Here is a 23,880-nt window from a genome sequence, read left to right as displayed (position 1 = left end):
CGGGGGTAGACTCGGTCCCCGCGGCGGCGACCAGCATCTGAACAGGCTCCGCGACTCCCCCTGACCGACCGACCTGACGAGGCACGATGAGCATCAGCACCCCGGGCGGCCCGGAGCGCCGTCCGACCGTGGTCAGCACCGGCAAGAAGCCGGCCGCCGGCCGACCGGCCGCTGGCGACAAGCCCGCCGGTGGTAAGTCCGGTGCCGGCAAGGGCGCCCCGCGGCCGACCGCCGGTGGCAAGGGCCGCAAGCCGGTCGCCCCGGTGAAGGTCAGCCAGGGCCGGGCCTGGGGTCCGATCGCGCTCTTCGTCGCCGTCGGCGTGCTGGCCGTGGGCATCATCGGCTGGGGCGCCTGGGCGGTTTACAAGGGCTCCAAGCCGTGGCAGGACCGGGCCGACGCGATCTCGGGCGTGGTCGACTTCCGCAAGAAGGACAAGGACCTGGTCCAGGGCGGCAAGCACCAGCAGGGCCCGATCAAGTACGACGTCCTCCCGCCGGTCGCCGGGCCGCACAACGCGTCCTGGCAGAACTGCATGGGCGACGTGTACGACGCGCCGATCGCCAACGAGCACGCGGTGCACAGCCTGGAGCACGGCACGGTCTGGATCACCTACCGCCCGGACCTGCCGGCCGACCAGGTCGCCAAGCTCAAGGAGAAGGTGCAGGGCAAGGAGAAGCTGATGCTCAGCCCGTTCGAAGGGTTGGACAAGCCGATCTCCCTGCAGGCCTGGGGCTTCCAGCTCAAGGTCGACAACGCCGATGACGGCCGGATCGACGAGTTCATCAAGACGCTGCGGGTGAACGCCTCCGTCGAGGGCCCGAACGCCAACTGCGCCCAGGGCGTCACCGCCACCGGCACCACCCCGCGTGACATGGGCAACCAGATGGACCAGCCGACGCAGTGAGGACGCCGCGATGACCGCTCCCGTGACCACGGACCCCGAGCTGGACGAGACGGCCGCCGACGACGGTCGTCCGGCCGCGCGCCGGTACGGCCTGCTGGCCGTGGCGCTCGCCGTCGTGGTCGGCCTGCTCCTCGGGTACGCGGGCGGCCTGCTCACCCCGACCCTCACCCGGCCGGGCGAGGGCTCGCCGGAGGCGGGCTTCGCCCGGGACATGACCACCCACCACGCCCAGGCGGTGGAGATGGGGCTGATGGCCTTCCAGCAGGGCGAGGACCCGGAGGTACGGCAGATCGGCGGCGATATCGCCACCGGTCAGCAGGGTGAGATCGGGACGATGCAGACCTGGCTGCGGTCGTGGAAGCTCGACCCGACCGGCGACCAGGCGCCGATGGCCTGGATGCCGGACGGCGCCCGGTCGGTGAAGAACGGCCTGATGCCGGGGATGGCCACGCCCGAGGAGATGGCGAAGCTGCGGTCCGCCAAGGGGCGCGAGTTCGACCTGCTGTTCCTGCAGATGATGATCAAGCACCACATCGGCGGGGTGCACATGCTCGACGCCGTGCTGAAGCAGGGGCACGACGACGACGTGCTCGCGGTCGCCCAGGTCATGAAGAACACCCAGCAGACCGACCTGACCAACCTGGTGGCGGCGCAGAAGCGACTGGGCGGCCAGCCCTAGGCACACCGCGTCCCGAACGAGCCCGCGCCGGTGTCGGCGCGGGCCCGTTCCGTATCCCCGAGGGCACCTTGTCCGTTATGCCGCTTTATAACGATTTGAGCACTCCGACCCATTGGATGTCTTGGAGACTTTTCTCCATACATATCGTGACCGGTTGCGATTCGGGCTCGTTGCGTAGGACGTGGGGGTTGCACTCAGAGACGCAGGGCGGTCGGTGACCAGCTGGTGCCGACGCCACACCATCGGCGGTGACGGGGCGGTGGCAGCCGTCCGTCGCGGACTGCGGCAGGGCGAGTCGGGCACGCTCAGCCGCGAACAGGAACTCGAACTGATCGACGTGCTGCGGGGCGTCCACCCCGACGAGTTCGGCCTGGACGAGGAGCTCTGGACGCGCCAGAGCCTGACCACCCTCATCGAGCGCCGGTTCGGCCTGGCGATGGACGCCGGCACCGTCGGGGCGTACCTGCGGGCCTGGGGGTTGGGTCCCCGCGAGCCCCGCGAGCGCGCCTGCGGGCTCTGCGTGGGCGCGGTCGAGCGGTGGGTACGCAGCGAGTACCCGGCCATCACCCGGGCCGCCCAGGAGCACACCGCCGAGGTCTACTGGATCGGCCGGGTCCGGCTGCGCGGCACCATGCCGGCCGCCGACGTGATCTCCGCGGTCTCGTCCCGCGGCCGGGTGCGCTTCATGATCACCACGCCGACCGTGGACCCGCCGCTCCCCCGCGACTTCGTGCTGCGGCTCAGCGGCGCCGAGGAACGCACCGTGCACCTCATCGTGGACGGCTCGTGGCCCCGCAACGAGTGGCCCCGCCGGCTTCCCCGCCGCATCGTCCTGCATCCGCTGCCCAGCTGCGGCCGCCCCGTCGCGGCCGCCTGACCCCGGGGAGCCGATTCGGCGATCGGGGAAGGGGTTTGCTACTCTTCTCGGGTCGCTGAGCCCCCGTAGCTCAGGGGATAGAGCACCGCCCTCCGGAGGCGGGGGCGCAGGTTCGAATCCTGCCGGGGGCACCAGACAGGAGCCACACGAAAGGCCGCCGACCAGGCAGAACCAGGTCGGCGGCCTTCATCGTGTGTCCGGCTGTGTCCGGCCGATTGCGGGTGTCCGTGCGCAGGGGTCCGGCACCCCGTCGCCCGGGCGACGGGGTGCCGCCCGGGCGACGGGGGTCAGAAGTCGATGAAGCCGTACAGCGCCAGGTGGTTGGACTTCGTGCTGCTCACCGTGTGGCCGATCGCGGAGGGCTGCACGGTACCGCGGACGAACAGGTAGTCGATCTTGCTGGATCCGGAGGTGGCCTTCGTGCCGTAGCCGGTCATGCCGTACCCGCTCAGCGTGCTCGCCGGGATGCCCGTGCGGTTGGCGTCGATGCCGACGATGCGGATCGTCGAGGCATTGAGCAGGCTGGTCGCGTCGGCACCGAGATGGATGCCGGTGCCGCCGATGCCCGTGTCGCCGTCACCGGCGCAGGCGTTCTGGCGGTTCTCCTGCGGCAGGTGCATGGTCGCGGCGAACACCGTCACGCCGGTGTCCTTGATGGTGAAACGCGCCGCGATGGCGCTGGTCCGCTTCCACTTGTACGCGTTGACCGTGCCGCTGTCGTTGTTCGGCGGCTTGTACAGCGTGCAGCCGGCCCCGCCGTTGTACGCCGTGCCCGGCTTGAGCCAGCCGGCGCTCCAGTACTTCGACACGTCGCCGCTGGCCAGGCTGAGTCGGCGGGTGTTGTAGATGATGGCGTTGGTCTGCCGCTTCTTCAGGTCACCGAGCGACTGCTGGCTGCAGTGGTGGGTGCTGCCCCACTCCTCGGGGTTGTCCCAGGCGACGATCGCCCGGTACGCGCCGGCCGCGTAGCCGAACTTCGCCGACAGCTGGTCGGCGTACGCCTGCGCCTGCCCGGTGCCGCGGACCTGCTGCACGATCAGCAGGTCCGGCGCCTGCACCCCGGACGTGCCGGTCCTGCCGTCGCTGTCGACCAGCATCGAGGTCAGGTGGTCGGGGCCGGAGATGCGGGTGCAGGTGCCGTCCGCGTTGTTCCGCACCAGGTTCTCGATGTTGTTGTTGTAGACCCGCAGCGTGCGGTCCCCGACCAGGGTGGTCGGGGAGCCGAGCGCCGGGGCCGGTACGAACGCGAAACCTGCCAACAGCGCCGACGTCGCCGCCACGCGTTTCCATGAAAATCCCTGCGTCATCGCCCCGTCCGATCTCTGCGGTTTCATGATTCGGCGCGAGTATAGGTCGACATCAGTACGGCGGAAGCCCCGCGACGGGGCGCGGCGGCACGGTGAGCCGCCGCGCGTACGCGTAGCTGGCGGTATCGACGTGCGCGATCGCGGCGAGCAGGCGGGCGGGGGTCGGGTCGCGGGCCGGTAGCCCGACCGTCCGATCCGGTCAGCCGGCCTCGCGGCGGGCCTTCGCCCGGCGCTTGCCCTCGTGCATCGCCTGCACCCGGGCCACCGGGATGGCCCGCCCCTCGGCCACCAGGTCCTCGGGCAGCCGCTGCGGGTCCGGCAGCGCCTCGGCCCACGGGTCCCGCTCGGCGACCAGCGCCGGCACCGTCCGGACGGTGAAGTCGGCGGGCGTCGCCGAGGCCAGGTCGGCCCAGCCGACCGGGTACGACACCGGCGTCCCGGGCCGGATGCGCGGGCTGTACGCGGCCACCACGGTCGCCCCGTACGCCCGGGTGGAGTCGACGAAGACCCGGCCGCCCCGGTCCTCGACGATGAACGCGGTGGTGGCCAGCGCCGGATCCAGCCGCTCGGCGCGCGCCGCGACGGCCCGGGTCGCGGCGGCCGCCTCCTCGGCGGTGGTGGCCGGGTCCACCGGCACGATCACGTGCAGCCCCTTCGCCCCGCTGGTCTTGACCGCGCCGGCCAGCCCGGCGTCGGCGAGCGCCTGGCGGACCAGCAGCGCCGCCCCGACCGCCATCGTGAACGAGTCCCCGGCCGGCGGATCCAGGTCGAGCACCAGGTGGGTGGGGTGCTCGGGGTGGCCCGCGGGGCTGAGCGTCGGGTGGTATTCGACGGCCCGCTGGTTGGCGAACCAGAGCAGGGTGCGCCGGTCGTCGCAGAGGGCGTACGAGATGCTCCGGCGGGACGCCTCGGCCCAGACCGAGGTGCGGCGCACCCAGTCGGGGGTGTACTTCGGCAGGTTCTTCTGCATGAACGGCTCCTGGCCGGGCCGCACCCGGACCACCGACAGTGGCCGGTCGCGCAGCCCCGGCAGCATCCACTCGTGGACGGCGTCGAGGTAGTCGACCAGGTCGCGCTTGGTCGCCCCGGCCCCGTCGAAGAGCGGCTGGTCCAGGTTGGTCAGCGACACGCCGTCCCGGGTCTCGTCAGCGGCAGCCATCCGCTCACCCTGCCGCCCGCGCGGCCACCGGGCAACCCGACGCGGCGGACCGGTCCGGATCCGAACCCCGCTGAGCCGGCACGGACCGCAGCGGACCGGTCCGGATCCGAACCCCGCTGAGCCGGCACGGACCGCGGCGGACCGGTCCGGATCCGAACCGCGCCGAGCCGGCACGGATCGCGGCGGGCGGGTCAGGAGCCGAACGGATCGGTGCCGGCGCGGATGGCGCCGAGCAGGTCGGCGACCCGGGCGCGGGCGGCCGCGTACAGGCCGGAGCCGTAGCTGACCCGGGCCACGCCGAGGGCGGCCAGTTCCGCCGGACCCGGGGCACCCGGCCGGGCCAGCACGTTCACCGGGGCGGCCAGCTCGGCGACGAGGTCGCGGATCTGCGCCGGCTCGGCCAGCATGATCGGGTAGACGCAGTCCGCGCCGGCCGCCAGGTAGCGCCGGGCCCGGCGGACCGCCTCGGCGAGCCGCTCCTCCGCCGGCCCGTACGCCCGCAGGTGCACGTCGACCCGGGCGTTGAGCACCAGGTCCACGCCGGCCTGCCGGGCCGCCGCCCGGATGCCGGCGAGCAGGTCGGCCTGCTCCTCGACGTCGGACAGCCGCTTGCTGCGCGGGTCGGAGTCCTCCAGGTTGGCGCCCACCGCGCCGGCCGCGAGCAGCCGCTCGACCAGTTCGGCCGGGCGCAGCCCGTACCCCCGCTCCAGGTCGGCGGTGACCGGGACCGGCACGGCGGCGGCGATCCGGCCGACCGCGGCGAACATCTCCTCGACCGGAAGGGCCTCGCCGTCGGCGTGCCCGAGTGCCTCGGCGACCGCGCCGCTGCTGGTGGCGACGGCCGGGAAGCCGGCCGCGACCACGGCACGGGCGGAGCCGGCGTCCCAGGCGTTGGGCAGGATCAGTGGATCTCCGGGGCGGTGCAGCGCGCGCAGCGCGGCGGCCTGGCGGTTCAGCTCGGTCATACCGGGATTCTCGGCCGGTCGTCGGTCCCGCATAAGAACAATGTCGTGCCGATTGACTGGGCCGATTTCGGCGTCGATCTGCCACCTGGGGCTGGACGTCACCGGCCCGGCTCCGGCGGCGCCGCGTCGCCGCCCCGTGCGGCTCACCGGTGTCGCGCGACGGTCGGGCGGCTGTCCGCCGCGGGCCGATGTGCCTTTGTCGACTACCGACGTGATGTCGTCAACGATTCAATCCCCGGGCAAGGGGAGCGGCGGCGGTCGGCGCGGCAGGAAGGCCGGGATCTGGCCGGCCCGATTCACTCACGACATCAGGTCGGTAGTCGGCCCAGGGCATCATGTGCGGCTGGTGCGCCTCGGCCAGCCCCCGACCGTCGACGTCGATCGTGCGCGGTGAGCAGGGCGATCAGGAGAGCGGCGGTGACCAGCGCGGCGGCCACCGCGAAGGCGGACCGGTAGCCCAGCGCCAGGGCGGCGACCGGTTCGGTGCCGGCGGCGCGCAGCGTACCGGTGCGGCTGGCCGCGAGGGTGGCGAGGACGGCCAGACCCAGTGCGCCGCCCACCTGCTGGGTGGTGTTGGCCAGCCCGGAGGCGAGCCCGGCGTCGGCCGGGTCGGCGCCGGCCATGGCGAGCGTGGTGACCGCGGGCAGGGTCAGGCCACCCGCGACGCCGAAGACCAGCATGGCCGGCAGCACGTCGGTGGCGTACCGGGCGTCCACCGGGAGGCGGGTCAGCAGCAGGAACCCGACCACGGCCAGCGTCAGCCCGCTCACCAGCACGGTCCGGGCGCCGTACCGGCCCACCAGCCGGCCGGCCAGGCCCAGCGAGACGGCGCCGATCACCAGCGGGGTGGGCAGGAAGGCGAAGCCGGTGGCCGCCGGGTCCAGGCCGAGGACGAGTTGCAGGTACAGGGCGAGCAGGAACTGGAAGCCGAAGTAGGCGGCCACCATGAGGAACTGGGTGGCGTTGGCGGCGACCAGGCCGGGCGCCCGCAGCACCCGCGGCGGCAGCAGCGGGGTGGCGGCGCGGCGCTGCCGGGCGGCGAATCCGGCGAGCAGCGCCACGGCCAGCCCGCCGGCGCCGAGCGTGCGTGGCGAGGCCCAGCCGTGCTCCCCCGCGCCGACGATGGCCAGCACGGCGGCCATCAACCCGGCCGTGGCCAGCACCGCGCCGAGCAGGTCCAGCCCGGCGCGCAGCCCGGCGCCGCGGTCCGGCGCGACGAGTCGGCGGGTGGCGGCCGCGATCACCGCGCCGATCGGCAGGTTGATCAGGAAGATCGACCGCCAGCCGGCCAGGTCGGTGAGGACCCCGCCGACCAGCAGGCCGAGCGAGGCGCCGGCCGCGCCGGTGAAGCTGAACACGGCGATGGCCCGGGCCCGCTCGGCCGCCTCCGGGAAGAGCCGGACGATCATGCCGAGGCTGACCGCGGTGGTGAGCGCCCCGCCGACGCCCTGGGCGAACCGGGCGGCGACCAGGGTGCCGGGCCCTTCGGCCAGGGCGCAGAGCAGCGAGGCGGCGCTGAACAGGAGCACCCCGGCCAGGAAGATTTGCCGCCGGCCGAGCAGGTCGCCGAGCCGGCCGGCGAGCAGGAGCAGGCCGCCGAAGGCGACCAGGTACGCGTTCACCACCCAGGCCAGCCCGGTGGCGGTGAAGCCGAGGTCGGCCTGGACCGCCGGCAGCGCCACGGCCACGATGCTGCCGTCCAGGATGATCATCAGGCTACCGGCGCAGAGCACCAGCAGCGCGGGCCAACGTGTCGCCCCCGTCATGGACATGCCTCCTTGGTGCACGGTTTGTTACCGAGGCCATCGTCTGTGACCATGAGGCGGAGCGGAAGGAGGCACTTCCATGTCCCAGGGGAACAGCTGTGTCACCGTGACGGCGAACCAGGCCCGCGCCTGCACCGTCCGGGAGGCGCTGGACCGGGTCGGCGGCAAGTGGAGCATCGGCATCCTGATCGCCGCCTCGCAGGGTCCGATCCGCTTCACCGAGCTGGAGCGCCAGGTCGAGGGGATCAGCCGGCGGATGCTCACGCTGACCCTGCGCAACCTGGAGCGGGACGGCCTGCTGCGCCGGCACGTCTACCCGACCGTCCCGCCCAAGGTCGAGTACACCGCCACCCCGGTGGCCATGGAGCTGTACGAGTCGCTGGTCGCGCTGACCGCGTGGGCCGAGCGGCACCGGGAGTCGATCGGGGCGGCCCGGGCCGCGTACGACCGGGAGCACGGGGCGCCGGCCGGCTGACCGGCGCTGTGGCGAAGACCACCGGATCGCCCTGACCGTTCGGTCAGCACCTGACCGATCGGTCAGGCATGCTGGGTGACATGGCACGAGCGGTTCCGGAGACGCACGCCGAGATCCTGACCGCGGCCGCCCGTCGCTTCGCGAGCACCGGCTACAAGGGCACCTCGCTGCAGGACATCGCCGGCGAGGTGGGCTGCTCGAAGGCGACCGTGCTCTACCACTTCGCCAGCAAGGAGGCGCTGCTCACCGAGCTGATGGCGCCCGCGATCGCGGTGCTGGTGGGGTTGGACGCCCGCATCGCCGAGCAGCAGCGCGGCGCCGACGCGCAGCGGGTCGCCGGGGAGGGCTTCGTCGACCTGGCGGTCCGCTTCCGCCGGGAGATCGCCCTGCTCCGCGGCGAGTTCACCGAGCTGCTCCAGCAGCCGGCCTTCGTGCACATCCGGCAGATCTCCGACCGGCTGATCGACGCGTTGGCCGGCCGCCCCGACCGCCCCTCGGCCCGCATCGCCGCGCTGGTGGTGCTCGCCGGCATCGCCGAGACCTGCGCCGAGTTCATCGACATCCCCGACGACGAGCTGCGGCCCGCCCTGCTGGCCGTGGTCCAGCGCGCGCTCGAACCCGTCACCTGACCCCGCAACCCAATCCGAGGACAAGGAAACCTGATGGCGACCCTGCTGTACCGGCTCGGCCGGGCATCGTTGCGCCGACGGCGACTCGTCGCCGTCGTCTGGCTCGTCGTACTCGTCGGCCTCGGCATCGCCGCGGCCACCCTGAGGGGCCCGACAGCGAGCAACTTCTCCATGCCGGGCACCGAGTCGCAGCGCGCGATCGACCTGCTCGCCGACCGGTTCCCGGCGGCCAGCGGGGCCACCGGCACCATCGCCGTCAAGGCGCCCCAGGACGGCCAGCTCCTCACCCCGCAGGGGCAGGCCGTGGTCGCGCAGGTCACCCAGGAGGCGGCCACCCTGCCCGGGGTGGTCGGCGCGGTCGACCCGTACCAGGCGAAGGCGCTCACCCAGGACGGCCGGTACGCGCTGATCCAGGTGCAGTTCGCCGGCCGGGCCGACGACGTCACCGACGACCAGCGCGACGCGTACGAGAAGGTCGGCGCGCAGGCCGAGGCGCAGGGCTGGCAGATCGCCCCCGGCGGTGAGGTGCTCAACGCCGAGCCGGAGGTCGGCTCCACCGAGGCGCTCGGCGTGCTGGTCGCCGCGATCGTCCTGGTCATCACCTTCGGCTCGCTGGTCGCGGCCGGGATGACCATGCTGAACGCGCTGATCGGCGTCGGGGTCGGCATGGCCGGCCTCTTCGCGCTCAGCGGCGCGATCGAGCTGACCAGCACGGCGCCGATCCTGGCCCTGATGCTCGGCCTGGCGGTCGGCATCGACTACTCGCTCTTCATCACCTCCCGGCACCGGCAGAACCTGCTCGACGGGCTCTCCCCCGAGGAGGCGGTGGGCCGCGCGGTCGGCACCGCCGGCTCCGCCGTGGTGTTCGCCGGTGCCACCGTGGTCATCGCGCTGGCCGGCCTCGCCGTGGTGGACATCCCGTTCCTCACCGTGATGGGTCTGGCCGCCGCCGGCACGGTCACCGTGGCCGTGCTGGTCGCGATCACCCTGGCCCCGGCCCTGCTCGGCTTCGCCGGCCGGAAGGTGCTGCCGCGCAAGCGGCGCGACCAGGCGGCGGTCGAGTCGGCCGCGACCGGCTCGGAGGACCGCTCCGGCTTCGGCTTCCGCTGGGCGCACTGGGTCACCAAGCTGCGCATCCCGGTGATCCTGGTCGGCCTGCTCGGCCTCGGTCTGCTCGCCCTGCCGGCCCAGGACATGCGGCTGGCGCTGCCGGACGCCTCCGCGGCCGCCGAGGGCACCCCGGCCCGGGTCAGCAACGACCTGATCCGGGAGGGCTTCGGTCCCGGCTTCACCGGGCGGCTCGCGGTGGTCGTCACGGCCGACTCGCCGCAGGCCACCCAGGCCGCCGTGCCGCAGGTCACCGCGCTGATCCAGAAGACCGACGGGGTGCTCGCGGTGGCTCCGCCGCAGCTCGACCCGAGCGGCCGGACCGCACTGCTCGGGGTGATCCCGAAGACCGGCCCGACCGACGAGAAGACCGAGGAGCTGGTGCACGACATCCGCGACCAGGTCGGCGGCATCCAGAACGCGGAGGTGATGCTCACCGGCGTCACCGCCATCGGCATCGACGTGTCGGAGAAGCTCTCCGACGCCCTCCCGGTCTACCTGCTGCTGGTGGTGGGTCTGTCCGTGCTGCTGCTGATGCTGGTGTTCCGCTCGATCCTGGTGCCGGCGAAGGCGGCGCTGGGCTTCCTGCTCACCGTGGCGGCCACCTTCGGCATCACGGTGGCGGTCTTCCAGCAGGGCCACCTGGCCGACCTGGTCGGGCTGGACACCCCGGGGCCGCTGGTCAGCTTCCTGCCGATCCTGCTCATCGGCATCCTGTTCGGCCTGGCCATGGACTACGAGGTCTTCCTGGTCTCCCGGATGCGGGAGGACTTCGTGCACGGCGACACCGCCCGGCAGGCCACCATCAACGGGATGGGGCACGGCGCCCGGGTGGTCACCGCCGCCGCACTGATCATGATCTCGGTCTTCGGCGGCTTCGTGTTCCTGGAAGACCCGATCATCAAGTCGATGGGCTTCGCGCTCGCTATCGGCGTCGCCATCGACGCCTTCGTGGTCCGGATGACCATCGTGCCCGCGGTGATGTCGCTGCTCAACAACGCCGCCTGGTGGCTACCCCGCTGGCTCAACAGGATCCTGCCCAACGTGGACGTCGAGGGCGAAGGCCTCCGCGCCCACCTGGCCGACCGCACCCCCACCCCCGTCTGACCCGCCCCCGCCCGTCCCGCTCGTCGATCATGGAGTGGTGGCACCAACACAGGCCGCAGACAGCGGACCAGCAAGGCGCCACAACGCCATGGTCGGCGCAGCAGGACGGGCGGCGGGGTCAGACGCCGGCGGGATAGGTTTCCATTTCGCCGGGGGTGGGCAGGGCCGGTAGGGGGTGCAGGGCGGTGGACTCGTCGCACCAGATGAAGGCGTCGTAGCGCTCACCGAGGCGGGTCGGCACGTAGTTGCCCCAGGACTCCAGGCTCGGGTCGTAGACCACCCCGATGGCCCGGTGGTCGGCGTCGTCGGTCACCCACCCCGGCTGGTCCGGCCCACCGAAGACCAGCACCGCGCGCTCCGGCAGCAGCTCGTGCAGCCGCCGCTCCACCGAGCCGTCCCGGGCCGGCGGCACCACCATCACCTCGGCCGGCGAGCCCCACCGGGGCGCCGCCACCACCGTGCCCCGGTAGCTGCCGAACCCCACGAGCGCCACCGCGTCCCGGCCGTGCCGCTCCCGGGCGAGCTGGCCGATGTTCACCATCCCGCCCGCCGTCATGTCGGTGGCCCGGGCGTCCCCCACGTGCGTGTTGTGCGCCCAGACGACGCCCCGGGAGCCCGGGCCGTACCGGTCCAGCAGCCGGTCCAGGGTGTCCGCCATGTGGGTGTCCCGGACGTTCCACGACTCCGGCCCGCCGCCCACCATGGCCCGGTAGTAGCGCTCCGCGCCGGCCACCACCTCCGCGTTCTGCCACGCCGAGAAGCGGTCCGGGCCGTCCGCGGCGGCCTGTTCCCGGGTACGCGCCAGCAGCCGGACCACCTCCTCCTCGCAGCGGGCGGAGACGAACCGGCTGGCCAGGCCGTACTCCTCGACCTGTCGGCCGTACGGCTCGAAGCAGCGGTACGCCTCCTGGGCCGCCTCCAGCGACGCCGGGTCCTCCTCGCCCAGGTAGTCGAAGATGGCCTGCATCGACTCCCAGAGGCTGTAGACGTCCAGCCCGTGGAAGCCGGCCCGCTCCCCCACCGGCCGGTCCAGGTTCCACGCGCGCAGCCACCGGCAGAAGCGGGCCACCTCGGCGTTCGCCCACATCCAGGTCGGCCAGCGTTCGAACCGTTCCAGCGCGACCCGTGGATCGGCCAGCCCGCCCGGGGCACCCACGACCGAGCAGTTCACCCGGTCGCAGTCCGGCCAGTCCCCCTCCACCGCCACGAAGTCGAAGCCCTGCTCGGCGATGAGCCGCCGGGTCAGTTGCTCGCGCAGCCGGTAGTAGTCGTAGCTGCCGTGCGTCGCCTCACCGATCATGACGATCCGGGCGTCCCGGACGCGTTCCAGCAACGGGTCGAAATCGCTCGGCGCGCCGAGCCGCTGAACCAGCATGCCCGCGGCTACCCGGGTCCCGCCCACACAAACCGCCGGCCCGCCCCGCCGGCCGGCATGCCCGGGACCGGAACGGGTAGCCGGTCGGCATGACGGTCAGCGGCGTGCAGTTGCAGGAGTACCTGGCCGGGCTCGACTACCCGGTCTCCCGCGAGGACCTGGTCCGCTGGTGCCAGGAGAACGGCGCCAGCACCGAGATGCTTCAGCTGCTCCGGGGGCTGCCGGTGGAGGAGTTCGACAACCCCGCGGAGCTGAGCGAAGCGCTGAACACGCTCGCCTGAGCCGGCCGGGACCGGCTCAGCCGCGACGCCGCCGCGGCCGGGCCGGGTCCACCGCGTGCAGCAGCCGGAACAGCACCAGCCACTGCTCGGGCCAGACCAGCCCGACCGGGGTGTCCGGCGCCAGCCGGGCGGCCCGCAGCGCGCCGTCGACCCGCGCGGCCGGATGAGCCGCGCGCAGCGAGGCCGCGAGCGAGCCGCCGACCCCGCCGAAGCCCAGCTCCACCATCCGCCGGTACGCGGGCAGCGCCGCCCGGGACAGCAGCGGCTCGGCCCGCCGCTCCAGCCGCAGGATGCCCCCGTCGGCGGCCGGCACCGGCCGGAACGCGGTGCGCGGCACCCGGCCGGCCAGCCGCCAGTGGTGCTCGGGCCAGGTGAGCACGGTGAGCCGGCTCCACCGGCCCCGGTCGCCGGTGCGCTTGCGGGCGTACTCGAGCTGGGTGAGCAGGGTCGCGGACCGCAGGTGGGGCGCGGCGAGGCACCACCGGACCACGCCGGCGGTGAGCGACCATGGGATGTTGCCGACCACCGAGAACGGCTCGTCGGGCGGCGCGGCGGCGAGGAAGTCGGCCGGCCGGACCCGGACCCGCGGCAGCGCCGCGCAGACCTCGGTCAGCTCGGCCAGGACGGCCGGGTCGACCTCGTACGCGATCAGCCGGCCGCACCGGGCGGCGAGCGGGCGGGTCAGTTGGCCCCGGCCGGCGCCCACCTCCAGCAACAGGTCGTCGGGGCCGGAGCGGGCCGCCCGGACCATCCGCGCGACGGCGGCCGGGTCGGCGAGGAAGTTCTGGGACAGCACGCGACGGGACCGGTCGCGGGCGGTGGTGCGGGATCGGCGGGGCGCCACGGGAATCGTCCTGTCTGTCGCCGGGCGGCGACGGATCCGGACAGGCGTGGGTGCGGGCCTGTCCGAGCGGATGGGACTCGGACGACCCTGGAGATCGGCGGGAGACGCGACCCGGCACGCCAACGGGGCAGGCGGCGGAGCGCGACCGGCAGCCGCGGCGGCCGGGCCCGGTCAGGGCACGGCGGCGCGGACGGTCAGGTCAGGCGCGGTGGGCGTCCCGGCCGGCCAGGGCCGGACGCCGGACCCGCGGGCGGGCGACCAGGAGGAGCCCCCGCGCGGCCGGCGTACCGACCACGGCGATCAGGGCATGCGTGAACATGCCGGACAGGTTAGCCACCGGCGGGTGGGGGCGCGACGGGTTTTCCGCGCCGCCTACAGCTCGACCGTGCGCCCCTCGGCGCGGGCGGTCTCGGCGGCCTCGAGCACCGCCACCACCTCGCGGCCGAACCGCACGTCGCAGCGGTGGTCCCGGGTGCCCGCCTCGATCTCCTCCAGCAGCTGGTCGATCGCCGTGCCGAACGCCTGGAGCACGCTGCCGTCGCCCGGCGGGACGGACTCGATGCCGTTGTCGCCGAAGAAGACGAAGTCCCGGGTGACCGCCTCGGCGGGCGCGTCCAGGGTGAGGGAGATGCTGCTGGTGGCGCCGCCGTCGTGGGTGAGCAGCAGGTGCACCAGCCCGCTCGGGCCGTTCATCGCGGCCACCCGGGTGACCCGGCCGAGCACCGGCAGGATCAGCGACAGCGCGTGCGGGCCGATGTCCCACAGCGCGCCGTGCTGCCGCCGCCACTGGGAGTCCCCGTACGGGCTGCCGGGCTGGAAGATCGAGGCGAACATGGTGCCCCGGGCGTGCTGCCAGCCGCCGGCCGCGGCCGTGGCGGCGAGGAAACCGGTGATGTTCGGGTGGAACCGCTGGGTGAAGAAGACCACCGAGGCCACCCCGGCGCCCTGCGCCGCGGCCACCACCCGGTCGGCCTCGGCGAGGCTCAACGCCAGCGGCTTGTCCAGCAGCAGGTGCCGCCCCGCGACGGCGGCCCGGACGGCGATCTCGGCCTGCACGTCCGGCGGCAGCGCCACGGCGATCGCGTCGCACGCGGCGAGCAGCGCGTCCACGTCGTCGAAGGCCGGTACGCCGTGCCGCGCGGCCAGCGCGCCCGCCTTCGCCGGGTCCCGCCCCCACACCCCGGCCAGGGTGGCCCGGGGGTGGGCGTCGATGGCCGCGGCGTGCGTCTCCGCCGCCCAGTGACCGGTGCCGAACAAGCCGAACCGCAGCACGCGTCCCCCCGCCGTCGTCGTCGCCACGGCGTACGCCGGTGGCCGTGATCCACGCTAGTCCTCCGCCGGCGCCGGTGCGCGCGGACCCCGTCGGCGAGGCGGGCGGCGGTGCCTACTACGGCGCTTAGTAGGCTGTGCCGGTGAACGGGACTGCGCTGACGACCAGCGCCGCGGCCGGCGGCTCGCCGGTGGACGGGATCCTCGCGACGGCCACGATCGTGCTGTCGCTCGTACTCGCCGGCTGGGCCCTGGTGGCGGCGCTGCGCCACCGGTCGCCGGACCGGACGCAGTTCGTCGGCCTGGCCGTGCTGGAACTGGCCCTGCTCGGGCTCGCCGTGGCGGCGCTGGTCGCGCTCGGGGGCGGGGAGCGGCCGGGCGAGCCGGGGGCCTTCTTCGGCTACCTGCTCACGCTGGTCTGCCTGCCGCCGCTGGCCTGGGTGCTGGCCCGGATGGAGCCGACCCGCTGGGGTTCGGCGATCGTCTGCGCGGTCTGCCTGGTCACCCCGGTTGTGGTGGTGCGCCTGCAACAGACCTGGGAGGTCCTCGGTGGTTGAGACGAGGGCGCCCGAGCGGGCCACCAACAAGGGGCCGGGCCGGCTGCTGATCGCGGTCTACATCATCTTCGCGATCGCCGCGACCTCGCGGGCCGGCCTGCAGATCGCCACGAAGTTCGACGAGGCGCCGGTGGCGTACCTGCTCTCCGCGCTGGCCGCGCTCATCTACATCGTGGCGGCGGTCGGGCTGGCCCGGGCCGGGCACACCGGCCGCCGGGTGGCGCTGGCCTGCTGCTCGGTGGAGCTGGTCGGGGTGGTCGGGGTCGGCATCCTGAGCCTGGCCGACCGCGCGCTCTTCCCGGACGAGACGGTCTGGTCCGGGTTCGGCAGCGGCTACGGCTACGTCCCGCTGGTGCTGCCGGTGCTCGGCCTGTACTGGCTCTGGCGCACCCGGCACGACGCCTGACGGCGCACCCGGCACGATGCCTGACGGCGCGTCGGGAGACGCCTGACGGCGCGTCCCGGCGCGGGCCGGGACGCGCCGCGCGGTCAGTCCTTGGGGCCGCCCGCCACGTAGATGACCTGGCCGGAGACGAAGGACGCGCCCTCGCTGGCCAGGAACGAGATGGTGTGCGCGACGTCCTCCGGCCGGCCGGTGCGGCGCACCGGGATCTCCGCGGCGGCGTGCTGCTGGAGCGCCTCGAAGTCGACCTTCATCCGGGCCGCGGTGGCGGCGGTCATGTCGGTGACGATGAAGCCCGGCGCGACCGCGTTCACGGTCACCCCGAACGGGCCCAGCTCGATGGCGAGGGTCTTGGTGAAGCCCTGCAGCCCGGCCTTGGCGGCGGAGTAGTTGGCCTGGCCCCGGTTGCCCAGCGCGGAGGTGCTGGAGAGGTTGACGATCCGGCCCCACTTCCGCTCGACCATGTGCTGCTGGGCGGCCTGGCTGAACAGGAACGCCCCGCGCAGGTGCACGCCCATGACCGTGTCCCAGTCGGCGTCGGTCATCTTGAACAGCAGGTTGTCCCGGAGCACGCCGGCGTTGTTGACCAGCACGGTCGGCGCGCCCAGTTCGGCGGCGACCCGCTCGACGGCGGCCGTCACCTGGGCCCGGTCGGCGACGTCGGCGCCCACACCGAGGGCCCGGCCACCGGCCGCGGCGATGGCGTCGACGGTCTCCTTGGTCGCCGACTCCTCGATGTCGACCACGGCGACGGCCATGCCGTCGGCGGCCAGCCGGCGGGCGGTGGCCGCGCCGATGCCGCGCGCGGCTCCGGTCACGATGGCGACGCGGGGCTCCTCCGACATGATTACCTCCCGGTAACTTGAGCTCGATCGAAGGAGCTTATCCCCGATCGCGCCCCTCAGAGGTGGTGGCCCCGGCAGATGCGGATCCAGCGGTAGCCGTAGCCGGAGAGCTTGAGCCGGTCCAGCTTGCCGACCTCCTCGTAGTTGCGGTCGGTGAACACGTCGATCGGCAGGTCGGCCTCCGGGGCCAGGATGCTCAGATCGACCTCCACGTCCTCGGTGCCGAGGTTGTGCAGGAAGACCATGGTCCCGGTCGCTCCGTCTGCCCGGTGCGCGAGCACCCCGGGCGGCATCGGCACGTCGATGTGGCTGGTCGAGCCCGAGCCGATCTCCGGGGCCTCCCGGAGGGTACGGATCATCCGCTCGAACCAACCCAGCAGCGAGCGCGGATCCCGGCGCTGGGCGGTCACGTTGACCTTCTGGTAGCCGTACTCGCCCTTGTCCACGACGGGGCGGACCAGCTTCTCCGGGTCGGCGCTGGAGAAGCCGCCGTTCTCCTTGTACGACCACTGCATCGGGGTGCGGATCGCCTCCCGACCGGGCAGCGACAGGTCCTCGCCCATCCCGATCTCCTCGCCGTAGCGCAGCACCGGCGTGCCGCGCAGCGAGAACTGCAGGGCGTACGCCAGCTCGATGCGCCGACGGTCGTTGCCGAGCATCGGGGCCAGCCGGCGGCGGATGCCCCGGCCGTAGAGGCGCATGTCCTCGTCGGGGCCGAACTGCTCGTACACCTGGTTGCGCTGTTCGGCGGTGAGCCGGGACAGGTCGATCTCGTCGTGGTTGCGCAGGAAGGTGGCCCACTGCCCGCCCTCCGGCAGCGCCGGGGTGTCCCGCAGCGCCTCGATCACCGGCTCCGGGTCCTGCCGGGCCAGGGCCAGCATCAGCCGCCCGTTCATCATGAAGTCGAAGAGCATGTGGATCCGGTTGGCCGAACCGCCGCTGTCTCCGAAGTAGATCGGCAGCTGGTCGGGCTCCACGTTCGCCTCGGCGAGCAGGACCGCGTCGCCGCGCCGCCACTGCACGTGCTGGCGCAGCTCGGTGAGGAAGTCCATGTCCTTGGGCGAGTCGGGGTTGCCCGGCTCGGTCCGCTCGATGATGAACGGCACCGCGTCCATCCGGAAGCCGGAGACGCCGAGCTGGAGCCAGAACGACATGATCTTCTTGATCTCGGCCCGGACCTTCGGGTTGGCCACGTTGAGGTCGGGCTGGAACTTGTAGAAGCGGTGGTAGTACCAGGCCTTCGCGGTGCGGTCGTAGCTCCAGGTCTCGTTCTGCTCGCCCGGGAAGACCATGCCCTGGTGGCGGTCGGGCGGCGCCTCGTCGCTCCACACGTACCAGTCCCGGTAGGGCGAGTCGGGCGAGGAGCGGGCGGACTGGAACCAGGGGTGCTCGTCCGAGGTGTGGTTGACCACCAGGTCGATGATCACGTGGATGCCCTTGTTCTTCGCCTGGTGCAGCAGTTCGGCGAAGTCGCCGAGAGTGCCCAGCTTCGGGCTCACGTTGTAGAAGTCGGTCACGTCGTAGCCGTCGTCGCGGTTGGGCGACGGATGGATCGGATGCAGCCAGAGGCAGGTCACGCCCAGCCGGGCGAGGTAGTCGAGCCGGCCGATCAGGCCCCGGAAGTCGCCCACCCCGTCGCCGTCGGAGTCCGCGAACGTGTCCACGTCGAGGCAGTAGACGACCGCCTCCTGATACCACCTGTCACCCATGCCCCGTCTACTTCTCCGGTTGCCGGCGGCGGCAAACCCACGGCCCGCCGCCGGACCGGTACGGTGCCGGGATGAGCGCCGAAACACACGCCCTCGACTGGTCCGCCGGCACCTGGCTGAACCCGCCGGAGCGGGCCGAGCCCACCGGTGCGGGGCTGCTGGTCGAGCCACGCGGCGGCAGCGACTTCTGGCGGCGGACCAGCTACGGCTTCGTGCACGACGACGGGTCGGCGCTGCTCGCCCCGTTCCCGCCGGACAGCGCCGTGGAGGTCAGCTTCCGGCTGGACTACACGGCTCAGTTCGACCAGGCGGGCGTGCTGGTCCGGGTGGACGAGCGACGCTGGACCAAGGCCGGGGTCGAGGTCAGCGACGGCGAGCCGCAGGTCGGCGCGGTGGTCACCGACGAGCTGTCGGACTGGTCGGTGGCCCCGGTGCCGGAGTGGTCGGGGCGCGAGGTGACCGTCCGGATCAGCCGGGCCGGGGACGCGCTGACCGTCCGGGCCCGGGTGGACGAGGAGCCGTGGCGGCTGGTCCGGGTCGCCCCGCTGGATCCGGCGGCGGTGGCGACGGCCGGGCCGTACTGCTGCTCGCCGACCCGGGGCGGGCTGCTGGTCCGCTTCACCGGGTGGCGGCGGGGGCCGGCGGACGCGGCGCTGCACCCGTAGGCCGGCGCCCGGCAGGTGTGACCGGCCGCCGTCGGGGTATCAGGTCCGGATCCCCGGCAGCACCACACGGAAGGACGCCCATGGCGCACGCCCAGAACGTCGACCCGAACCAGTTCACCGGGCTGACCGGCTGGGTGGCCGACGTCATCGGCTCGCTGGGCGCGGTCGGGGTGGCCCTGCTGGTCGCCCTGGAGAGCATCATCCCGCCGATCCCCAGCGAGGTGGTGCTGGCCATGGCCGGCTACCTGGCCGCCGAGGGCCGGTTCCCGGTGGTGCTCATCGTGCTGGCCGCGACGGCCGGCTCGCTGCTCGGCGCGCTGGTGCTCTACTGGCTCGGCGCGGCGCTCGGCGAGGAGCGGCTGAAGCGCTGGCTGGACCGCATCCCGCTGGTGGACCGGGAGGACCTGGAGAAGGCCGACCGCTGGTTCGAGCGGCACGGCCGGTGGGCGGTGCTGATCGGCCGGCTGGTGCCGGTGGTGCGCAGCCTGGTCTCCGTGCCGGCCGGGGCCGAACGGATGCCGCTCGGCGAGTTCGTGCTGCTCACCACGATCGGCAGCGGGGTGTGGAACGCGCTGATCGTCGGCCTCGGGTACGCCCTCGGCTCCCGCTGGCAGGAGGTCGACCGGTACAGCCACTGGTTCAACTACGCGATCCTGGCGGCGTTCGTGCTGATGACGGTGAGCTGGGTGGTCAAAAAGCTGCGCCGGCGGCGCGCCCGGCAGTCGGTGACCGCCGGGCGCTGACCGCGTCGCCGCCTCAGAACCCCGCGGTGATCGAGGTGAACTGCCAGGTGTTCTGGGCGATGCCGGAGCAGTTGGCGACCACTCCGCCGCCCGCGCAGGGCCGGTCCCGGTTGACCGACCAGAAGGTGAACCGGGCGAGCCCGCGGGCCTTGGCCCAGTCGCGGATCTGGGTCCAGGTGGCCGGCGAGGTCAGTTCCTGCTGGTCGGAGAGGCCGTTCATGCCGGAGATGCCCATGTGGGCGTACGCGGTGGCGTCGGACCAGCCGAACGCCGTCTTGAGCGCGTTCTTCAGCCCTTCGGCCGCGTTCACGGTGCTCTGGTACATGTTCGCGCCGCCGCCGAAGTCGAACGGCATGATGGTGAACACGTCGATGTTGGCGCCGAGCGCCGCGGCCTGGTTGATCAGCCGGGTGCCCCACCAGGACGGGCCACTGGTCGAGGTGCCGATGGTGACGATGGTCCGGATCCCCGGGTTGTTCTGCTTGACGATCTTGAGGGCGCCGAGGATGCGGTCCTGGACCACCTCGTTCTCGAACTCGTCGGTGTTCTCGATGTCGATGTCGATCGCCTTCAGCCCGTACGCGTTGATGACCTGCTGGTAGGCGCCGGCCAGCGCGCTGGCGGAGGAGCAGTTCGGGCCGAGCTTGTTGCCGCTCCAGCCGCCGAAGGAGGGGATCACGTCGCCGCCGGCGGCCCGGATCGCCGCGATGGTGTTGGCGTGCGCGCCGCCGGTGAGCGGGCCGCTGCCGTCCCAGGCCGGGGTGCAGCCGCCGCCGGAGAGCACGAACGCGATGGTGAACCACTTGATCCCGGTCGCGCTCATCACGGTCGACGGCGCGGGCGGGTCACCCCAGCCCGGGTAGAGGTAGGGCGCGGCGGCCATCGCCCCGCCGCCCCCGCCGGTGCAGCCGGTGGTGCTGCCGGACACCGCCGCCGACTTCGCCGACTCCCCACTGGCGTTGTACGCGGTCACCGTGTAGCTGTGCCCGCTGCACGTGGCCAGCCCGGAGACCGTGGTCGAGGTGCCGGTGACGGTCGCCTTCACGGTGCTGCCCTCGTACACCCGGTAGCCGCTGACCGTGCCGGAGACGGCGTTCCAGGCCAGCGAGATCGAGCTGTTGGTGGCGCCGGTGACCCGCAGGCCGCCCGGGGTGGCCGGCGCGGAGGGGTTGCCGCCCCCGCCGGTGCAGGAGCCGCCGTTGATCGTGCAGTTGGTCGGGTTGCCGGTGCCGTTGACGTTGAAGCCGAACGTGGTGCTGGCGCCCGGGGCGAGGCTGCCGTTCCAGGACTGGTTGACGGCGGTGACGTGCTGGCCGGAGGTGGTCAGCCGGGCGTCCCAGAACGACCCGAGGGTGCTGCCGGAGGGCAGGTCGAACTGGACGTTCCACGAGGTGATGCTGGTCGAGGTGTTGTTGGTGACGGTGAACTTGCCCTCGTACCCGGTGTCCCAGGTGGTGGTGCGGACGAAGGCGGCGGTGGCGGCGGAGGCCGGTGGCGCGGCCAGCACGGTGGCCGCCACCAGGGCGGTGGCGAGCGCGGCGGCGAAGGTGGCCGCGCGGGCGGGGCGGAGTCTCACGGCGTCCTCCAGGGGACGTTGGGGCTGCAGAGGCATTCACGACCGTCGACGTTGCCGCCCATTATTAAGACTGTTAACTGTTTCTGTCCAGAGGGCGGGCCGGGGGTCACCGGTGCGGACCCCCGGCCGCCCGCTCAGCGGCGGAAGGTGAACCAGTTGACGTTGACGAAGTCGGCCGGCTGGCCGCTGCTGAAGGTGAGGTAGACGCTGTGCCGCCCGGTCACCGCCGAGACGTTGCCCGGCACCGAGCGCCAGCTCTGCCACCCGCCGGTGTTGGCGAGCGCGAAGCTCCCGATCGGCGGGTTCGTCGGGCTGTCCACCCGCACCTCGACCAGGCCGCTCACCCCGGCCGGCGCGCCGGAGGCGACCCGGGCCACGAAGTCGCGCGGCGGGGTGCTGCCGAAGTCCACGTTGTCGTAGCGGGCCCAGTCGCCGTTGGCCAGCCAGCCGATGTCCTGGCCGCCCTCGGCACACGTCTCCACCTGCACGCCGCTCTGGCCGCTGAACGCCTCGGCCTGGATGGTCGAGTACGCGTCCACCGTCCCGCCGGGCGGCGGGGTGGTCGGCGTCGGCGACGGGTTGCCGCCACCGCCCCGGGTGTAGGCGGCCACGTAGTCGACCACCATCGGTCGGCCGGAGACGGTCGACGCGGTGGGCGTGGCGGAGCCGGCCACCCCGTCCGGGAACCCGCCGCCCATGGCCACGTTGAGCAGCAGGAAGTAGCCGGAATGGCTGGTCATCTGGCCCCAGTACGGGTCACCGACGCGGCTCTGGCTGACGCTGTGGAAGAGCTGGCCGTCGACGTACCAGCGCAGCTGTTGGGGGCTGACCGAGGCGTCCCACTCGAACCGGTAGGTGTGGAACGCCGACTGGCAGGTGCTGCCGGGGCAGGCCCGGGAGGCGCCGATGCCGTTGAACTCGTCGCACGGGCCGCCCGGGGCGACGCCGCAGTGCAGCACCCCCCACACCGAGTTGATCCCGTTGACGTTCTCCATCACGTCGAACTCACCGATGCCCGGCCAGTTCTGGTAGTTGCCCCGGTACGGCGAGCCGAGCGCCCAGAACGCCGGCCAGTAGCCGGCGGCCTGCGCGCCGGTCACGTTCGGCATCTGGATCCGCCCCTCCAGGGCGAGCACGCCGCCGGCGGGCGGCTTGAAGTTGGCGCGGACCGTCTCGATCCGGGCCGAGGTCCACCGCCCGGCGGAGTCCCGGACCGGGGTGATCCGCAGGTTGCCGGCGCCGTCCTGGGCCAGGTTGGCGGTGCTGTTGGTGTACGTCTGGATCTCGCCGGTGCCCCAGTTGGCCGGGCCGCCCGGGTAGCTCGTGCCGGTGTCGATGATCCAGTTGGCGGAGGAGGGCAGCGTGCCGGCCGCGCCGGTGAAGTCGTCGCTCCACACCAGACTCCAGCCGGACGGGGCGGGCGGCACGGCGGCGTTGGCGGCCATCGAGACGGTGGCCAGGGCGGTGGTGGCGGCGAGCACGCCCGCCGTGAGGGTGAGCCGCCGGCGCGATCGGCGCACGGCGGACGGGGCAGCCGGAGCCGCCGGGACAGGGTTCATCGGGGTGCCTCTCTGCGGGGACGGGTGCAAGAGAGCGCTCTCTTTGGCGTTTTCTACGCGCCCGCCCCCGCATTTGTCAATGCACGTCGATGGCTTCCGGCTGCGGACGACGCAGCACGGCCTGCTCCAGCGCCGTCCAGCCGGTCGTGGTGACCAGGTAGAGCACCGCCGCGAGCGGCACCACCAGCGCCACCAGCACCGTGCTGAACGGCAGCAGCGGCACCAACCGGCCCAGTACGGCCGCGCCCGGCCCCTCGGCCGGCGCACCGGCGATCGTGCCGGTGGCCGCCGCCGCGCGCCGGGCCCGCCGCGACGACCACCAGGCCAGCGCCACCAGGAGGGCGAGCAGCACCCCGAAGACGGCCAGCACCGGGCCGGAGAGGCCGTCGCCGAGATGCCAGCCCAGCGGCACCCCGAAAAGCTCCTCGCGCAGCAGCCCGGGATGGCCGTCGCCGGTGGCGAAGAGGCGGTACATGACCAGGAAGAACGGCGCCTGCAACAGCGCCGGCAGGCAGCCCGCGACCGGGCTGGCCCCGGCCCGCCGGTACAGCGCGAAGAGTTCGCTCTGCAGCCGGGCCGGATCGTCGGCGTACCGCCGCTGGAGCTCGCGGACCTCCGGGGCGAGCGCCGTGCGGCGCCGCTCGCCGCGGATCTGGGCCAGGGTGAGCGGCGAGATCAACAGCCGGACCCCGATGGTGAACAGGACGATCGCGGCGGCGGTCGCCGCACCGCCGGCCAGCGGGGCGAGCGCGTCGGCCAGCCAGGTGACGACGGTGGCGGCGGCCGAGGCCGCCGAGTGCAATGGTGCGAAGGCGAACATGGGAGACCCCTCGGTCCGATTCCGGCGCCCCGGCGGGGATGGCACCCACCCGCGGGACGGTTGACGGCGGAATCGGCCGCGCGGCGACGGAGACGAGCCCGGACCGGGCCCGGGAAGCGCGCAGCGCTACGCGGCCGAGGGGCGCAGCCCGGGAGCCCGGGGACGGGGCCGGCCGGGAGCGTCCGGATCGACCTGCCGGGGCACCCGCCGGCCGCGGGCCCGGGCCCGCAACGCGATCGCCCGCCGCCCGCCGGGCGG

General features: G+C 73.4%; 24 protein-coding genes and 1 tRNA gene. 12 read left to right on the top strand and 13 right to left on the bottom strand.

The features are described 5' to 3' along the window. Window positions 1–86 precede the first annotated feature (86 nt). The 4 genes from LQ51_RS06600 (at window position 87) to LQ51_RS06585 (ending at window position 2,595) form a co-directional block, all read left to right on the top strand. Window positions 87–905, top strand: coding sequence for a DUF3105 domain-containing protein (locus LQ51_RS06600; RefSeq protein ID WP_046563780.1), 819 nt, complete (start codon window positions 87–89; stop codon window positions 903–905). Between the two features lie 10 nt (window positions 906–915). After that, window positions 916–1,584, top strand: a complete 669-nt coding sequence (locus LQ51_RS06595; protein WP_046563779.1) for a DUF305 domain-containing protein — start codon at window positions 916–918, stop codon at window positions 1,582–1,584. A gap of 181 nt (window positions 1,585–1,765) precedes the next feature. Next, the gene (locus tag LQ51_RS06590) at window positions 1,766–2,461 is read left to right on the top strand and encodes a winged helix-turn-helix domain-containing protein (RefSeq protein WP_046563778.1); all 696 of its coding nucleotides are present in this window, start codon (window positions 1,766–1,768) and stop codon (window positions 2,459–2,461) included. A 59-nt stretch (window positions 2,462–2,520) separates the two neighbouring features. Further along, window positions 2,521–2,595 (top strand) — tRNA-Arg (locus LQ51_RS06585). A gap of 153 nt (window positions 2,596–2,748) precedes the next feature. On the opposite strand, the gene LQ51_RS06580 is transcribed toward LQ51_RS06585, so the two are convergent. The 4 genes from LQ51_RS06580 to LQ51_RS06565 form a co-directional block, all read right to left on the bottom strand. After that, window positions 2,749–3,741 carry a hypothetical protein gene (locus LQ51_RS06580; RefSeq protein ID WP_046563777.1) on the bottom strand — a complete coding sequence of 331 codons (993 nt, stop codon included), beginning with the start codon at window positions 3,739–3,741 and terminating at the stop codon, window positions 2,749–2,751. 226 nt (window positions 3,742–3,967) lie between these two features. Continuing rightward, window positions 3,968–4,927: a non-homologous end-joining DNA ligase gene (ligD, locus tag LQ51_RS06575; protein ID WP_046563776.1), complete on the bottom strand. Its 960-nt coding sequence runs from the start codon at window positions 4,925–4,927 to the stop codon at window positions 3,968–3,970. A gap of 191 nt (window positions 4,928–5,118) precedes the next feature. Continuing rightward, a complete protein-coding gene (locus LQ51_RS06570; RefSeq protein WP_046563775.1) occupies window positions 5,119–5,892 on the bottom strand; it encodes an isocitrate lyase/PEP mutase family protein in 774 nt (257 codons plus the stop codon). A gap of 308 nt (window positions 5,893–6,200) precedes the next feature. Further along, on the bottom strand, window positions 6,201–7,658 hold the full coding sequence (locus tag LQ51_RS06565) for an MFS transporter (RefSeq protein ID WP_197087544.1): 1,458 nt from the start codon (window positions 7,656–7,658) through the stop codon (window positions 6,201–6,203). Between the two features lie 79 nt (window positions 7,659–7,737). Here LQ51_RS06565 and LQ51_RS06560 point away from each other — a divergent pair, with 79 nt between their 5' ends. The 3 genes from LQ51_RS06560 to LQ51_RS06550 all read left to right on the top strand — a co-directional run bounded on the left by LQ51_RS06560 (window position 7,738) and on the right by LQ51_RS06550 (window position 10,976). Beyond that, complete coding sequence (locus LQ51_RS06560; protein WP_046563773.1) at window positions 7,738–8,133, top strand: winged helix-turn-helix transcriptional regulator; 396 nt, start codon at window positions 7,738–7,740, stop codon at window positions 8,131–8,133. Window positions 8,134–8,213: 80 nt separating this feature from the next. Continuing rightward, the gene (locus LQ51_RS06555; RefSeq protein WP_046563812.1) at window positions 8,214–8,762 is read left to right on the top strand and encodes a TetR/AcrR family transcriptional regulator; all 549 of its coding nucleotides are present in this window, start codon (window positions 8,214–8,216) and stop codon (window positions 8,760–8,762) included. 33 nt (window positions 8,763–8,795) lie between these two features. Further along, on the top strand, window positions 8,796–10,976 hold the full coding sequence (locus LQ51_RS06550; protein WP_046563772.1) for an MMPL family transporter: 2,181 nt from the start codon (window positions 8,796–8,798) through the stop codon (window positions 10,974–10,976). Window positions 10,977–11,094: 118 nt separating this feature from the next. Here the strand turns inward: LQ51_RS06550 and LQ51_RS06545 are convergent, their stop codons facing one another. Continuing rightward, entirely contained in the window at window positions 11,095–12,351 is a 1,257-nt protein-coding gene (locus tag LQ51_RS06545) for an erythromycin esterase family protein (RefSeq protein WP_046563771.1), read from the bottom strand. An 89-nt stretch (window positions 12,352–12,440) separates the two neighbouring features. Between LQ51_RS06545 and LQ51_RS06540 the strand changes: the two genes are divergently transcribed. Next, on the top strand, window positions 12,441–12,632 hold the full coding sequence (locus LQ51_RS06540; protein WP_046563770.1) for a DUF2795 domain-containing protein: 192 nt from the start codon (window positions 12,441–12,443) through the stop codon (window positions 12,630–12,632). A gap of 16 nt (window positions 12,633–12,648) precedes the next feature. Here the strand turns inward: LQ51_RS06540 and erm are convergent, their stop codons facing one another. Together erm and LQ51_RS06530 are read right to left on the bottom strand one after the other, a co-directional pair. Further along, window positions 12,649–13,476 carry an ErmE/ErmH/ErmO/ErmR family 23S rRNA (adenine(2058)-N(6))-methyltransferase gene (gene erm, locus LQ51_RS06535; protein WP_046563769.1) on the bottom strand — a complete coding sequence of 276 codons (828 nt, stop codon included), beginning with the start codon at window positions 13,474–13,476 and terminating at the stop codon, window positions 12,649–12,651. 372 nt (window positions 13,477–13,848) lie between these two features. Beyond that, on the bottom strand, window positions 13,849–14,748 hold the full coding sequence (locus tag LQ51_RS06530) for a Gfo/Idh/MocA family protein (protein WP_046563768.1): 900 nt from the start codon (window positions 14,746–14,748) through the stop codon (window positions 13,849–13,851). 140 nt (window positions 14,749–14,888) lie between these two features. Here LQ51_RS06530 and LQ51_RS06525 point away from each other — a divergent pair, with 140 nt between their 5' ends. Together LQ51_RS06525 and LQ51_RS06520 are read left to right on the top strand one after the other, a co-directional pair. Further along, window positions 14,889–15,302: a hypothetical protein gene (locus tag LQ51_RS06525; protein WP_369799827.1), complete on the top strand. Its 414-nt coding sequence runs from the start codon at window positions 14,889–14,891 to the stop codon at window positions 15,300–15,302. After that, complete coding sequence (locus tag LQ51_RS06520) at window positions 15,295–15,708, top strand: hypothetical protein (RefSeq protein WP_046563766.1); 414 nt, start codon at window positions 15,295–15,297, stop codon at window positions 15,706–15,708. The genes LQ51_RS06525 and LQ51_RS06520 overlap by 8 nt, the downstream gene beginning before the upstream one ends. A gap of 83 nt (window positions 15,709–15,791) precedes the next feature. On the opposite strand, the gene fabG is transcribed toward LQ51_RS06520, so the two are convergent. Then, window positions 15,792–16,550 carry a 3-oxoacyl-ACP reductase FabG gene (gene fabG, locus LQ51_RS06515; protein ID WP_046563765.1) on the bottom strand — a complete coding sequence of 253 codons (759 nt, stop codon included), beginning with the start codon at window positions 16,548–16,550 and terminating at the stop codon, window positions 15,792–15,794. Window positions 16,551–16,606: 56 nt separating this feature from the next. Further along, window positions 16,607–18,259 carry an alpha-amylase family protein gene (locus LQ51_RS06510; RefSeq protein WP_046563764.1) on the bottom strand — a complete coding sequence of 551 codons (1,653 nt, stop codon included), beginning with the start codon at window positions 18,257–18,259 and terminating at the stop codon, window positions 16,607–16,609. Between the two features lie 71 nt (window positions 18,260–18,330). Here LQ51_RS06510 and LQ51_RS06505 point away from each other — a divergent pair, with 71 nt between their 5' ends. Further along, on the top strand, window positions 18,331–18,924 hold the full coding sequence (locus LQ51_RS06505) for a DUF1349 domain-containing protein (RefSeq protein ID WP_046563763.1): 594 nt from the start codon (window positions 18,331–18,333) through the stop codon (window positions 18,922–18,924). Window positions 18,925–19,004: 80 nt separating this feature from the next. Then, window positions 19,005–19,667 (top strand): DedA family protein, encoded by a 663-nt coding sequence (locus LQ51_RS06500; RefSeq protein WP_046563762.1) that lies wholly within the window; start codon window positions 19,005–19,007, stop codon window positions 19,665–19,667. A 13-nt stretch (window positions 19,668–19,680) separates the two neighbouring features. Here LQ51_RS06500 and LQ51_RS06495 read toward each other — a convergent pair whose 3' ends face one another. The 4 genes from LQ51_RS06495 to LQ51_RS33745 all read right to left on the bottom strand — a co-directional run bounded on the left by LQ51_RS06495 (window position 19,681) and on the right by LQ51_RS33745 (window position 23,853). Further along, complete coding sequence (locus LQ51_RS06495; protein WP_046563761.1) at window positions 19,681–21,243, bottom strand: cellulose binding domain-containing protein; 1,563 nt, start codon at window positions 21,241–21,243, stop codon at window positions 19,681–19,683. A gap of 134 nt (window positions 21,244–21,377) precedes the next feature. Further along, a complete protein-coding gene (locus tag LQ51_RS06490) occupies window positions 21,378–22,802 on the bottom strand; it encodes a carbohydrate-binding protein (RefSeq protein ID WP_046563760.1) in 1,425 nt (474 codons plus the stop codon). Window positions 22,803–22,878: 76 nt separating this feature from the next. Continuing rightward, window positions 22,879–23,622, bottom strand: coding sequence for a YidC/Oxa1 family membrane protein insertase (locus LQ51_RS06485; RefSeq protein ID WP_046563759.1), 744 nt, complete (start codon window positions 23,620–23,622; stop codon window positions 22,879–22,881). 126 nt (window positions 23,623–23,748) lie between these two features. Beyond that, complete coding sequence (locus tag LQ51_RS33745; RefSeq protein WP_255352210.1) at window positions 23,749–23,853, bottom strand: DUF6412 domain-containing protein; 105 nt, start codon at window positions 23,851–23,853, stop codon at window positions 23,749–23,751. Between the last annotated feature and the right edge of the window lie 27 nt (window positions 23,854–23,880).

The organism is Micromonospora sp. HK10, assembly GCF_000982955.1.
Taxonomy (GTDB): Bacteria; Actinomycetota; Actinomycetes; order Mycobacteriales; family Micromonosporaceae; genus Micromonospora.
This window is presented reverse-complemented; position numbering and strand designations above follow the sequence as displayed.